The organism is Gardnerella sp. KA01000 (genome assembly GCF_049244035.1).
Classification (GTDB): domain Bacteria; phylum Actinomycetota; class Actinomycetes; order Actinomycetales; family Bifidobacteriaceae; genus Bifidobacterium; species Bifidobacterium leopoldii.
In genome coordinates, this window is record NZ_CP058367.1 from 961,498 (window position 1) to 975,851 (window position 14,354).

9 protein-coding genes and 1 pseudogene are annotated in these 14,354 nt (G+C 40.4%); 3 read left to right on the top strand and 7 right to left on the bottom strand.

Annotation, left to right across the window (positions count from 1 at the left end):
- Positions 1 to 83: 83 nt before the first annotated feature.
- Both HXT58_RS03550 and HXT58_RS03555 read right to left on the bottom strand, forming a co-directional pair.
- Positions 84 to 2,729, bottom strand: a complete 2,646-nt coding sequence (locus HXT58_RS03550; protein ID WP_415705878.1) for an HAD-IC family P-type ATPase — start codon at positions 2,727 to 2,729, stop codon at positions 84 to 86.
- On the bottom strand, positions 2,719 to 3,456 hold the full coding sequence (locus tag HXT58_RS03555) for a hypothetical protein (protein WP_415705876.1): 738 nt from the start codon (positions 3,454 to 3,456) through the stop codon (positions 2,719 to 2,721). The genes HXT58_RS03550 and HXT58_RS03555 overlap by 11 nt, the downstream gene beginning before the upstream one ends.
- Positions 3,457 to 3,739: 283 nt before the next feature.
- Between HXT58_RS03555 and nox the strand changes: the two genes are divergently transcribed.
- Together nox and HXT58_RS03565 are read left to right on the top strand one after the other, a co-directional pair.
- Positions 3,740 to 5,080, top strand: coding sequence for a H2O-forming NADH oxidase (nox, locus tag HXT58_RS03560; RefSeq protein WP_415693763.1), 1,341 nt, complete (start codon positions 3,740 to 3,742; stop codon positions 5,078 to 5,080).
- A 192-nt stretch (positions 5,081 to 5,272) separates the two neighbouring features.
- Positions 5,273 to 6,403 (top strand): 4-hydroxybutyrate dehydrogenase, encoded by a 1,131-nt coding sequence (locus HXT58_RS03565; RefSeq protein ID WP_004107157.1) that lies wholly within the window; start codon positions 5,273 to 5,275, stop codon positions 6,401 to 6,403.
- Between the two features lie 194 nt (positions 6,404 to 6,597).
- Here the strand turns inward: HXT58_RS03565 and HXT58_RS03570 are convergent, their stop codons facing one another.
- The 3 genes from HXT58_RS03570 to HXT58_RS03580 form a co-directional block, all read right to left on the bottom strand.
- Positions 6,598 to 7,752 carry a hypothetical protein gene (locus tag HXT58_RS03570; RefSeq protein WP_421775607.1) on the bottom strand — a complete coding sequence of 385 codons (1,155 nt, stop codon included), beginning with the start codon at positions 7,750 to 7,752 and terminating at the stop codon, positions 6,598 to 6,600.
- A 163-nt stretch (positions 7,753 to 7,915) separates the two neighbouring features.
- Positions 7,916 to 9,994 (bottom strand): YhgE/Pip family protein, encoded by a 2,079-nt coding sequence (locus tag HXT58_RS03575; RefSeq protein WP_415705966.1) that lies wholly within the window; start codon positions 9,992 to 9,994, stop codon positions 7,916 to 7,918.
- The gene (locus HXT58_RS03580) at positions 9,984 to 10,751 is read right to left on the bottom strand and encodes an ATP-binding cassette domain-containing protein (RefSeq protein ID WP_415705874.1); all 768 of its coding nucleotides are present in this window, start codon (positions 10,749 to 10,751) and stop codon (positions 9,984 to 9,986) included. The genes HXT58_RS03575 and HXT58_RS03580 overlap by 11 nt, the downstream gene beginning before the upstream one ends.
- Positions 10,752 to 11,284: 533 nt before the next feature.
- Between HXT58_RS03580 and HXT58_RS03585 the strand changes: the two genes are divergently transcribed.
- Positions 11,285 to 12,625, top strand: coding sequence for a Na+/H+ antiporter family protein (locus tag HXT58_RS03585; RefSeq protein WP_032842528.1), 1,341 nt, complete (start codon positions 11,285 to 11,287; stop codon positions 12,623 to 12,625).
- Positions 12,626 to 12,841: 216 nt separating this feature from the next.
- Here the strand turns inward: HXT58_RS03585 and HXT58_RS03590 are convergent.
- Both HXT58_RS03590 and HXT58_RS03595 read right to left on the bottom strand, forming a co-directional pair.
- Positions 12,842 to 13,699: pseudogene (locus HXT58_RS03590) on the bottom strand (nucleotidyl transferase AbiEii/AbiGii toxin family protein).
- Entirely contained in the window at positions 13,696 to 14,286 is a 591-nt protein-coding gene (locus tag HXT58_RS03595) for a type IV toxin-antitoxin system AbiEi family antitoxin domain-containing protein (RefSeq protein WP_004119958.1), read from the bottom strand. The pseudogene HXT58_RS03590 and the gene HXT58_RS03595 overlap by 4 nt, the downstream one beginning before the upstream one ends.
- Positions 14,287 to 14,354 lie beyond the last annotated feature (68 nt).

A 14,354-nucleotide genomic window follows, 5' to 3' on the forward strand; every position in this document is an offset into this window, starting at 1 on the left:
CTAAAATACTAAACACGTATCTATTGTAAGCATTATTAAGCTCACGTCGACACACTAATTACATGAGAAATATGTTAGATTGTTCACTTCTTACTTTGTTTAGATAACAAGTTTGCTAAACTCACACACGCAAACCATAAGATTACAGCTAACACAACAGCTATAAGCATTACCGTAAACGCACTTCCTGCAGTCGGCACGTGAATTTCGAAGAATTTCGCAGTAAACGGTATAAAAGCTCCAGCAACTCCAGCTGCAGCAAATAGCGCAACCATAATTCCTCTCCACGAGCACAAAGGCTTGGCGACGCTTGCAAGCACGAGTATGCCAAGAACAAATACGATTACGGAACAAATACTGCGAGTGGTTGCCAAAGCTTGCACGTTCGAAACAATAAAACGAGATGCTATCAAATTATTTGCAACAACATCGTCAAGATTTAATCCCAAAACTCGTGGAGCTATAACAGCAGTAGCGAGCACAGAAGCAGCTATAGCAAATCCGCTAGGAACAGCAAAACGAACAACTCGCTTCAAGAATCCTGGAATATATCGACGAGTATTAGGCGCCAGAGCGAGCAAAAATGCTGGAATACCAATAGTTAAAGAACCAATATAAGTAATGTGACGAGGCAAATACGGGAAGTGTAACGCTAGAAGCACAACTCCTGCAGAAATAAGCGCAGAATAAACAGTTTTTACAAGGAACAAGCCAGCCACACGTTCCATATTTGCCATCACTTGCCTACCGCGAGCAACAACATCAGGCAAATGCGAGAATCGTGAATCGACAAGAACCACTTGGGCTACAGCTTTTGCAGCAGGAGCAGCATTGCCCATAGCAACGCCCAAATCAGCTTCTTTAAGAGCCAAAGTATCGTTCACGCCGTCACCAGTCATAGCGACCACATGACCTTGAGTGTGAAGCGCCTGAACAATCGCTTTCTTTTGATGAGGAAGCACACGTCCAAGCACATCCACATTTTCAAGCACTTTAGCCAATTCGTTAATATCTTCTGGCAGTTTTCTAGCGTCCATTGCAACAGGCTTGCGATCTCCTGTTAAGCCAACTTTTGCAGCAACAGCCGCAACAGTTCTAGGATTATCTCCTGAAATTACTCGGCAGCGCACACCCTGCTCACGGAACCACGAAAGAGTTTTACGAGCGTCTTCACGAATACGCTCAGAGCAGCGAACTAAAGCAACAGGCTGAGCATTTGCGCAAATAGTGGGAGAATCGCCAAAAGTTTTATCTGTTTCTGTTACGCTACTTAAGCTGCTACTATCGACGCTACTTACAGTACTACTTTCCCTACTTACAGTACTACTTTCGCTACTTACTTTTGCAAGAAGCAGCACGCGCTCGCCTTGCTCAGCATAAGAATTAACTTTCTCTAAAAGTTCATTAGTATTTGCATAATTAATCGCGCTTAGCAATACTTCCGGAGCACCCATATACCAAGTTGCACGCTCTCCACTACTTTGTACATATTGCACAGCGCTCCATTTTCTAGCAGAAGAGAATGGAAGACGGTTAGATACATGCACGCTAGCTGCGACTCCTTGAGCGCCAAGCCCTTGCATAATTGCAACGCCTGTTGCGTTAGGATTTTCTTCGTTTGATAAGTCAAATAAAGCTTGATTAGTTTGCAAGCTGGTCTGTAAAGATATTTCTACACTACTATTATCTAGATTTTCTACACCAACGAATGCAATACCACCATCGGTTATAGTGCCAGTTTTGTCTAGGTTCAAGCAGTCTACGCGCGCTAAAGTTTCTACAGATTCCAACTCCTGAACTAACGTTTGCTTACGCGCAAGTCGCATAGCAGCCACCGCAAAATTAAGCGAAGTAAGAAGAACCAATCCTTCTGGAATCATGCCAACAACGCCTGCAACAGCAGAGACAACAGCTCCCCTCCAAGCACCAGTCTGCCAAGCTTCAACAAATCCGCCAACCTTGTGCATTTGCGACCACACAAGCAGCACACACAAAGGCACCACAACCATCGTCATATACTTCAAAATCGTATTAATTCCACGACTTAAGTCGGAAATTGTTTTGGTATAAACCTTCGCTTGCGCAGCCAATTTTGCAGCATAACTGTGCTCACCTACGGCAGTAACACGCGTTAAAGCCATTCCAGAAACTGCAGTAGATCCGGAATAAACGTCGTCACCTTGGGCTTTTCGAACTGTAGCAGATTCGCCTGTGAGCATGGACTCGTCCATTTCCAATCCCCACGATTCCAGCACTTCTACGTCTGCTGGAACCTGCTCGCCGGCTCTGAGCCACAAAACGTCCCCAAGCACAATATCTTTGTGCGCAATCTCAATATTTTCTCCACCTCTACGCACCATTGCGCGAGCGGCAATCAATATAGAAAGCCTATCCAAAGTGCGCTTTGCTTTTAATTCAGTCACAATGCCAATTCCAGTGTTTACCAGAATTACTACACCAAAAACAGCATCCTTCCACGAACCAGTTGCAAGCACGACAACCATTGCTGTGAAAATAATCGCGTTAAACAATGTAAACACGTTCGCGCGCACAATATCCATTAAAGAACGAGAAGTCTGCTTAGAAGTAATATTCACGTCTCCGCGAGAAACAGCCTCTGCAACCTCTTCGTCACTCAATCCATCAACTTCTACTTTAGGAAGCGCCGCAATAGCTTTATTATTAGCGTTTTCTGTAGACGCTATTGCATTTTGTTTATTACTTGTCATTTATAATCACTTCCCTGCTGTGTGGCGTATTGTCAATTATTGCTCGAACAATGCTTAGCAAAGACGAACGCTCAAATTTTGATTTCTTGCTTTTATTGTTTAAAGATTCGCTATTTTTTGATAAATAAGATTCATGAATATTTTTTCCAATTCCACTTCCATCGCTATCAAAATACAAAGTAGCTGCGTATAAAGTTGCGTCTTTTGGTGCTTTTACAGGATTTATTAACGCAACTGGCACTCCAGCGTAACGCGCGTATTGCAGCGCAGAAATCCATGCTTTGCTTTCGTTTTGTTTATTGCGAGTGCTGTTATTAAGCTTGTTATTCTCTTTTATATTAGGTTGATTATTAGCATTATGCAGGTCGTCAACGCCTGTTACGTCGAGCGCGTCTATAAGTATTAATGAAACAGGTTGCTCGCTTGCAGCGCGAATAGCTTGCTGAGCAGCTTCGTTAGGATTAACAACATTTGATAGCGGCACATAAGAAGCACTCAATTTTGACGTTTTACAATGCTTCATAACTTCGTCATCAAGCGCAGCTAATTTTGAACCAATTACAAGTAGATGAATATCGTCAATATCCACACCGTCGTGAATTATGTCTCCAACTCGACCAGTATTCCCCACAGCTTTACCCTGCGGCTCGCAAGCACTCAACGCACCCAGCGCTAAAGCAGTTACGACAGTAGTCGCAAAAATGGTAATAGCGCGTTTAGAAAACATAAGACTTTTATACCACACCTTCAACATAAGTGGTGGTTTTGAATAAACACTCTCCCACAACACGCACAAAATCAAAATTGGTAAGACTCGCATTCGTGTAATAGTATTATGCATTGGATGTGCATTCGCGCCGCAGCGTGAATTAAACAAAGCAGTTGAAGCACATACAATAATTTCAACAGAATTTAGCGGAATTAAATTAACTGAATTAAATTAATTTCAGCAGAATTCAACAGAAATAAACAAAATTAAAACTAGATTCAACGACGAAAAGAGATTACCGATGACGAAGATCATTCAGATTGGCGCAAATCACGCCGGCACTGCCTGCGCTAACACCATTTTGAGCTACCCAGGAAACGATCTTACCATTTACGATCAGAATAGTAATATTTCCTTCCTTGGTTGCGGCATGGCTTTGTGGATTGGCAAGCAAATTCAAAGCAGCGACGGACTGTTCTATCAGAAGCCAGAAGATTTCGTTAAAAAAGGCGCTAAGGTAAATCTTGAAAGTAAAGTTCTCGACATTGATTACGCAAAGAAAGAAGTAACAGTCGAACTTAAAGACGGCACTGTTATTCACGATTCTTACGACAAGCTGGTTCTTGCTACCGGCAGCCTTCCAAACAGGCCTCGCATTAAGGGCATTGACTTGGAAAACGTGCAAATGGTAAAGCTTTTCCAGAACGCTCAAACTGTTATCGCTAAGCTTCAAGAGCGCGATTTTAATAACGTCGTGGTTCTTGGCGGAGGCTACATTGGCGTGGAACTCGCAGAAGCTTTTAAGCGCCTTGGTAAGAACGTAACTCTTATTGACATGGAAGACCATATTCTTAACGGCTACTTTGACCCAGAGTTTTCCGATAATTTGAAGCAAATTATGGAAGATAAAGGCATTAAGTTTGAACTTGGTCAAACTGTTGAAGAAATTGTTGGAGACACTGAAGTCAAGGCTGTTAAAACAAGCAAAGGCACTTACGATGCAGACATGGTGATTTGCGCTATTGGCTTCCACCCAAACGTTGCGCTCGGAAAAGATCACTTAAAGCAGTATGTTAACGGCGCTTTCCTCGTTGACAAGAAGCAGCAAACTTCCGATCCAGACGTGTACGCAATTGGCGACTGCGCTACAATCTACGACAACGCTCGAGACCGCGTAAACTACATTGCGCTCGCTACTAACGCAGTTCGAAGCGGCTTGATTGCAGGTCACAACGTTTGCGGAACTCCTGTAGAAACCGAGGGCGTGCAAGGTTCTAGCGCAATGATGATCTACGACTACAAGCTTGTTTGCACCGGCTTGAGCTTAACTGCCGCTCAAAAAGAGGGCATGGATGTTGATTACGTTGATTTCGAAGATACTCAAAAGCCTGCGTTTATGGAAGTTGAGAATCCAGAGGTGAAGATTCGCATCGTTTACAAGAAGGATACGAAGGTTATTGTTGGTTGCCAATTGGCTTCTAACTACGATATGTCTGCCGCAATTCACCTGTTCTCGCTGGCTATTCAGAAGAAAGTCACGATTAAGGAACTTGCTTTGTGCGACATCTTCTTCATGCCTCACTTCAACCAGCCATACAACTACATTACGATGGCTGCTTACACTGCTTTGTTGAAGGGATGATTAATATCTGTAATCTTTGATGATTAATCTCTGCGATTAGCTTCTGCTATTAGCTTAAATCGCATTTATTAAACCAAGCAATCTGTTCTATAATGGAGCAGTTGCTTGGTTTTTTAATCATCCGCGCACAAAAGCGCGCACACGACGCGCATATTAGCGTAAGACATGCAGATTAAAACAAAGGAGTCTAGGATGAAGCAGCTTTCTATTAAACCAACTATTCATAAGTTCGAGCAGGCACGCGACTTTGCGCAAGAATTCAAGCTCGGCAAGGGTGATTTGGTTATTACAAACCAATACATTTGGGAGCCTTATTTTGGTGATTTGAATCTTGATTGCGACGTTATTTTCCAAGAGAAATACGGCAAGGGTGAGCCGAGCGATGCAATGGTTGATGCAATCGTTAGCGACATTCACACAACTCCAAAGCGCGTGATTGGCATTGGTGGCGGCACTGTTTTGGATATTTCGAAGGTTTGTGCGTTGAAACAAACTAGCCCGCTTGAAGACTTGGTCGACGGCAAGATTCCTGCACAAAAAGGCGCTGATCTTATTCTTGTGCCAACTACTTGCGGAACCGGTTCTGAAGTTACGAACGTTGCCGTGTTCTCGCTTACTAAGCGCAATACCAAGAAAGGTTTGGCAAACGATGCTTGCTACGCTACGGACGCGGTTCTTATTCCGGAATTGTTAAAGAGCCTACCGGATTACGTTTTTGCAACCAGCTCTATTGACGCTCTTACACATTCGATTGAGTCCGCACTTTCTCCTATTGCAACAGAGCTTACAAAAATGTTTAGTTACAAGGCTTGCGGACTTATTTTGCAAAGTTATATGCGAGTTGTAAAGGAAGGCAGCAGCGCAAAAAGCCAAGTTGTAAGCGATTTGGTTTCAGCAAGTCTTTACGCTGGCATTGCGTTTGGTAACGCTGGCTGCGGTTGCGTGCACGCTATGGCTTATCCGCTTGGCGGCACTTTCCACGTGGCTCACGGCGAGACGAATGCTGCGCTTCTTACAAGCGTTTTGCGATACTATGCTAAGCACGACGCTAACGAGAATAACGCAGAAAACACTGAGCTTTCTAAGCTTTTCGACTTCATGGCAAATATTCTAGAATGCAAGAAGGCAGACGTACTAGACAAGCTTGACGAAGTGCTTAACACGATTCTTCCTAAGCATAGGCTTCACGAGTATGGCATGAGCGAGGATATGATTCAAAGCTGGGCTTCAAGCGTTGTTAAAGAACAGCAGCGACTTTTGAAGAACTCCTATATGCATATGGACGAAGCTGCAATTGCCGAAGTCTACGCGTCTACTTTCTAAAATCAGATTTTTAGCAAACTTATTTTCTAGAATTTGTTGATTTTAATTACGTTCTAATAGTTTTTCACAAAATAACAAAAGCAAAATAACAAAAGACCCCACAAATAAATGTGGGGTCTTTATTTTATTTGTAGCAACTATTGCAACCAGTGCAACTACCACAGCTACTTCAACTATTTCTAATTGAACAATAGCTATTCAATAACTTTTAGATTGCACAAATGAGGCTCACCTAAAGGCAATCCAGTGTCCGAAGGGAAGAATCCATCATTTACAATAAAACTTACATAAACTTTCTTATTCACATACTTTTCCATGATTTGTTTAGCTTGACTACCATCATCAAACGCCATCATGGTCGCATCGCTAGGATGAGGTGGATTGCCCATATCGCCGCTGTGAGGCAAAGTAACGCTGGTTTTATTATCCAGAATAAGAATCATGAAAGTTTGATTAGGATCTTGAATATTTTGCGCTTCAAGAACCTGGTTGTACGACAAAACCTTCACAGTTCCGGAAACTACTTGCCTTCCGCTTGCTTTTTCAGCTTTAATCTTGCTGTCTAAAGATTCGCCACTAGCGGATTTCTTAGAATCAGCTTTCTTACTTGCATTCTCGCCAGACTTCTTAGAATCCTTATCTTCTGAATTAGAGTCGCCGCCTTTATTGCTTACGGTTTTCTTATAAGTATTATCTTCAGTTTTTGCCAAATTATCGAGAAGCGTAGTGTCATCTGTACTGACAAAATTAATATTTTTTGTATTCTGTTTAGGAAGATCAGTGATTATTCCAGACCAGTATTTTTCTTTTTTAAGAGGATTACTATCAGCAATATTCATAGTAACCTTGTAAGCCTCAGTATCCCCTGTTCCAGAAGACCACTCAACATAGCTTAATGAATTGCTGTCTGCGTATTGCGATAACGAAGCCCTAAAACCGCCAATGTCTCCAACGCCATCGCAAATTAAATCATTTGAAGAAACAACGTCACTGTAATCTTTATTTGCAGCAAAAACCTTCGAACATGACACATATTTATAATTTTTCCGAAGAATAAGCTCCGGAATATCCCTATCGCTCATATTGACTAACGCGTAAGAATACTTACTTTTGCTAGTATCAATTTCTGAATCAGCTTCATTAAGGTTATATTTATCAGCGTTTGCTAAAACTTTTTTATATAAAGCTGCTACTTTTGCATTAATAACATTAACTTTTTTTGCACTATTAACAGCTTCTGTATTTGCGCCATTTTGATTTGAGCATCCTGAACATAATGGCATAAAAAGAAACAGCGAAAGTGCTAATGCAATAAATTTTTTTAGCTTCACCGCAATTCCATTAGGCATAACTACCCCTTCTCAAACTTTAACTAATTGTAAGCAAGCAAGTTAAATATTCTAATACTACGTTGTAATGTTTGGAAACTGCATAAATTTAGGTTACTTAAATATAAAAAGCCTGCGCAAAAGCTATTCACTCTTACGCAGGTTAGTATTAGATAAGCGACGCTTACGCCTCAAGCGTTATCACAGGATGCAAATCAAACATCGTTACAGTACGCTTCATGCGCGCAACGATGCTTGTTATAGCAATCGCAATCACGCCGAAAAGCACAAGCATTTCAATGCCGAAAACTATTTCGCCACTGTTCTTTCCAGCCATTGCTTGACGCAACCCCATAATCGAGTACGTCATTGGCAAGTATGGGTGAACAGCTCTAAAGAATGCCGGCGTCATTTGAACTGGGAATGTTCCTGCAGAGCTTGTGATTTGCAACATAAGCAGCACAATTGCAACTATTCGCCCTGGTATGTGGAAAATCACCATAATCATTTGCATTATTGCCATAAACATTATGGATGCAATAATTCCAAGACCATAGAACGCAAGAACGTTGTCAATTTGCAACTTTAACACAACGTGCACTACGCCCATAAGAATTACAGCTTGTACAACGCCCATAATCACAAACGGCGTTAAGCTAATAAGCGCACTCTTAAGCGGATTCATGCCATTTAGTATCGCTCGCCTATCCATAACTCTCAAAACAAAGGTTGCCATAAGAGCACCGACCCAAAGTCCGATGGAAATAAAGTAAGGAGCGAAACCTGTTCCGTAATTTTCAACGTGAGAATACTCGTGTTCTTCCAAGGAAACCGGCGCGCTCATCATCTTACTTTTTTGCACGATATTGTTGATTTTTCCAGACTTTTGAGAATTCTTAAGCCCGTCATGCAACTTTTTTGCGCCTTCAACCAGCTTTGGAGTATTATCCGATAGCTTCTTAGCTCCGGAATTAAGCTGATCAGAACCGTTCACTATTTTCGCTGAACCTTGTGCAGCTGCATTCACACCATTATTTAGTTTCTCGCTACCGTTACTTACTTGAGCCAAACCTTCAGCAAGACTATTCGCTCCAGCAGCAAGCTTATTTGAGCCAGTATTAACAGCTTCAACACCTTGAGATATTGCGTCAGCTCCGCCCTTTATTTGCAAACTTCCAGCAGAAAGCTTGTCTGCTCCAGCGCTTAAAGCAGAAAGATTTGTTTCTAGAAGATCAGAATTCTCACTTAATCCTCCAGCTAAACCTTGCAAACTAGCGAGCACGTCTTCCTTAGTAACTCTAGGATCTTGCGCTTTCATAAGAAGACCCATAATTTGTGCTTTTGTTTCAGCATTTCCAGCCTTAACGCGTTCCTCTAATTCACTACTAGAAGCAGAAAGCTTTTGCGCACCATCGTAAAATTCGCTTGTTGCTGCCGATAGTTTTTGAGTTCCTTTGCTTAATTGTTGAGCTCCGTTTGCTAAATCTTGCGTTTTTTGAGCAAGATATTGCGCCCCTGCTTTACTTCGAGTATTTGCTTTAGAAAGAGTATTCGCTCCTTTTTGAAGCTCACTTAATCCGCCTTGAAGTTTTCGCAAAGATTGTGAAAGTTGACTAGATCCATCTGCAAGCTTATTTACTCCATTTTGCAAAGATTTTGAGCCTTCATGCAAAGCACCAGCACCATTTACTGCGTCACCAAGAGAATCAGAAGCAGAATTAACTTTCGCAAACATGTTCTCCCAATACTCTTGAGCAATCGCCTCGCTGATTTCGCTACGCATAGTATGGAAAGCAGTTTTACCAATTTGCGAAGCCAGCATATTACTTGCCTGATCGTACTTTACGTGAAGTTTTGCTTTAGTAGGAGTTTCATATTGCGCAGAAGCAATGCACTTACTGAAGGAAGCTGGAATGGTTGCTACCATAAAATAGTTGCCATTTTTAAGCCCCTTATTCGCTTCAGCACTATTTACAAAATTCCATTGGAATCCCTCACTACCATCTTTTTGATTCTTTAAGCGAGTTTTGATTTCGTTTCCAATGTTACGCATTTTGCCGTTAATCACAGCACCATTGTCTTCAACAACAACAGCTACAGGAACAGTATTCAAAGTCTTATAAGGATTAGTAAATGCCCACAAATAAAGCGATCCGTATAAAAGTGGAATCAAAGCTACGGTTCCAATAACAAGCTTTCGAGCTTTTCCTTTCAACGTATTGTTAAGCTCTCGAAATGCAAGAGCAAGAGTATTAACGCGCATTGTTTTCACCACCATTTGCTTCACTTATACCAAGCTGTGAATCAATATGAGAATTTTCTGATTCCCCATGATTTGGGCTTAGTCTTAAGACTTGATCAGCTTGCTTTTCTAACTCACTTTGCAAAACTCCAACAAGGCAAGAGCAGTAATTTTTACTAACATACGCGCGAATATCGGAAAATAGGCATTCGCTTTGCTCGCTAGTAAGCTCCGTTTCAATTCCATCAACAAATAGCAGCCACGGCTTTTTTAACAAAGCAAGCGCAATTGCCAAACGCATGCGCTCGCACGGAGTCAACTCTCCTATTGCTGTTTCGTGAGGAGAAAATACTTTCCATTGAGCTAACACGTTGTAAGCGTACTGCTGTAAAGCTTCACGGTTTTTAACATCATTTTTGTATTGCTTCAAAAATAGAGGCGAGCGCGCTGCTAGTTTCAACTCGCTCATAAGAACTTCTTCTATTGTTTGCGTTTTATAAAATTCGTTAATTCCGCTAAATAATCCCAAACCAACGTATTGTCGAGATTCTTGGAAATCATTAGGAAGAGTTACGTCCGCAATAGTAAGAATTCCATTAGTGAATTTCATATAACCAGATAATGCAAGCAGCAAAGCTGATTTTCCAGAACCATGTTCGCCTGAAATTGCAACGATTTGATGAGGTGCAACTTTTAGCGACACATCCCAAAATGGCGATCTTCTAAATCTTTTTAACCCTAATTCTTTAGCTTCTAAAAACGTTTGTTCCTCTTGCATAATTTGTATGTTTGACGCTTATTGCTTAGACACAACGCAGTATCTAAATTTCGCTTAGAGCGCCAGGCATTCCTCCTTACTCTAAATAACCAATTTTCAATTTTCAATTTTTAATTTTGTTGTTTGTGTTTGTTGTTTATTTTTAGATTTTCGCAATTAGCAAAACAATTTTTACTTTTCACATTGCTTTATCGCTATTTTTAGCGATAAACTCACGTTGCAATGCTGCATAAAACGGTGCAAAACCGGACATTTGGTGATTATTCTTAATTCTTCACCACTGATACCTTAGGGTACTCTTTTGGGTAAACAATTGTTAAGCTACTTCAATCTTTCTGTTGAATTGTTTATATTTCATCTTTAATTAAGAAACATGTTGTAAACACTTCCATGCTATATTGTCCTTAATTACTAAATGTAAGAAATACATATGTGAGAATACATATGCAAAAATACAAGCGTAAGCAATACGAAATAAAACGTATTGCTTCAAACAATATATTAAAATTCAAGCATTTAAAGGGGTGAACGGCATGCTAGGTTTGCAAATTTTAAATATTATATTTAATCCGGTTATTGTGTCGGTTGTAGTGCTATGCGCGCTTAGTCTTGCAAAACTTAATGTTTTACTATCAATGATAGTAGCTTGCATTGCAGGTGGCATTGCCGGTCATCTTCCTCTTTTCGGTGACGGAAATCACACAATTATGGCTTTGCTTTGCGACGGTTTCTCCACCAACGCACAAACTGCACTCGCCTACATTTTGCTTGGTACTTTTGCGGAAGCAATTACTGCAACAGGCTTAGCTCAAATTATTTCTAAAAAAATTAGCTCAATTATTGGCATGAAAAAGTACGCTCTACTTGCGGTACTAACTATTATTGCATGCATGTCTCAAAATATTGTGCCGGTTCATATTGCTTATATTCCTATTCTTATTCCGCCTATTTTGAGAGTTATGAATAAGATGAAGCTTGACCGCCGAGCTGCAGCATGCTGCACTGCTTTTGGTCTTGAAGTTCCGTATATTGCCATTCCATTTGGCTTTGGTCTTATTTTTCAAACTGTTATTGCTACGAATCTTTCTAAAAATGGCATGAAGGTTAGTGTTGCAGACGTTAGTGCTGTGAACTGGTATTTAGGTCTTGCGATGTTTGCATCACTACTTTTTGCAGTGTTTGTGCTCTACAGAAAACCTCGCGAATACAAAACTACAGAAACTGACACTCGTGCCGCCGACGCCGTTGTCGGACCTCTTAATTTACGCCATTATGTGACTATTCTCGCAATTATTGTTGTTGTAGTAGTGCAAGTTATTAGTAAGGATCTTTCGCTTTCGTCTATTGCAGGTCTTGCAACTATGATTATTTTTGGAGCAATAAAGTGGAATGACATTGACAATCAGCTTACTGGCGGCGTAAAACTCATGGGTCTTATTGCGTTTGTGATGCTCATTGCGGGCGGATATGCTAACGTGATCCAAGCGACAGGCGGAGTTGAGGAGCTTGTAAACTTTGGTGTAGCTTCTATGGGACAAAACAAACTTGTTGCTGCATTTGTTATTACGCTTATTGGTTTGCTTGTGACTATGGGCATTGGTACTTCGTTTGGCACGGTTCCTATTCTTGCGGTTTTGTTCGTGCCACTGTGCCAGAGCATTGGTTTCAGCACTCCTGCAACGATTCTTCTTATGTCTTCTGCTGCAGCTCTTGGAGACGCAGGCTCCCCTGCTTCCGATACCACACTTGGACCTACTTCCGGCTTAAACGCAGACGGTCAGCACAGTCATATTTGGGATACTTGCGTTCCAACATTCCTTATTTTCAATATTCCGCTTATGGCTGCCGGCATTGTAATATCACAGTTTATTTAGCAGATTATTTTGGCAAACACAGCAAGTAAAAACGCAACTAGCGAATAACACAAATGACTAATAAACGCCAGTCGAGTTGAATAAACTCCCTGGCGTTTATTTTTAAATACCAATCAACCAATCGCAAAGTAGCCAATCGCTGCAAATTCGCAACGATTGGCCACTATCGCACGTCTCCCGATGATTTAATAAAAGCCATTCAGATAATAAAATAACTTAAGCTACAACCTCATTATGAAAGAACATCAAAAAGAAATTCATATCTTGCATTATTTCTTCCCAAGAAAGACTTTTAGCCCAAGGTGCTTTCCTTTGGTAATCCTTCCACTTTATTCTCATCACTTCACTATCTTTAATCCTATCGAAAATTTCATTCACGTTACTCAGTAAATAAAGGGTGTTTCTCGTTTGAGAAGTAGCGTAAAAAGCTTTAGCAATCTCTTCTTTCTTAAAGACATTATCTCCTTGAGACACTCTAAGAGCATGCAAATCATAAAAATCTCGCATTCTCGTGTTAAATTCTTCCCTCACAAGAATTGTTTGCAACTTTTCTGCTAAAATCGTTGCAATTGGATAAGTCAATAAAGAGATAGATTATGAGAACATTAAAGGCAATTCTGCTTCCATAGCAGATGGAGTAATAGCATGTCCAGTTGAAATATCGATTTTAACAGGAGTTTTTGTACCATCAAAATCTGCAATTAGGCTAGCTCGAACCCCTGGATAGTCAGATTCTTGCATAATAGAATCAAGCGTTTGTAGCGTAAATTTAACACCAACATCGATATTGATAGATATTACATCTGATATAAAAATACGCACATCATCTTCACTAAGAGAAATATTTTGCATAGTTGTATCAATATCCATTGTTGTACGAAGATTTACGCCAACAAGATAAGAAATCAGCATTCCACCTTTTAGAACAAAATTGTCTTTATACCGCGAGCGAGAAACACGATCTAAAAAACGCTCCATCATATATACGCGCATTAGCACGCGAGGATCTACACCCTTTTGGAGTGCAACATTCTTTATTTTTGCTTTAAGCTGATTAGCATCCTTCATTCTCATAACAACACCCCCAAATATTGTGAAATCAACTTTGAAATCCTAAATTTTTTAGCGTAATCGCTTAGTATATCAAGTCGCTTATCCTTTCTTTTAACATAAGCTTTTAACGCACCAAATACCACCTGTGCATCTATTTGAGAACGAGAACGCAAAATATCGCAAATTGTGCGCTCTAAATCATAAGAAGGCACAAGATTACCTTCAAGCGACATAAGATTCGTCTTACCAATTCCTAAAAAATCTGGTTTTATATAAAACACCCTAACACCAGTCTTAATTAGACTACTTGCATTATAAGTTGACGGAACAGTCACTGTTAAAGAAGAAGGTTCTCTATCAGTCAAATTATGTAGAAGAAGGGCAGATTCATGTGAAAAAACAGCAACAGATGTGCGCTTTGACAATAAATTCATTTCATCATTCCACAAATTGCTCTTAACGTAAACACCTTTTGATACGCGTTCTAAGCTCTCATCTTTAATAAATCGATAAACACTAGACGGGCTAATTCCAAGTTCTTTGATGACACTATCAATGCTTAAAACTTGCTTTTTCTCTATGTAATTGCACAATTGATCCTTTAACATTTGCCCACCTACTTAATGATACGTTTACACTGATTTCATATATTATATCAGCATAAACGTATCAAATG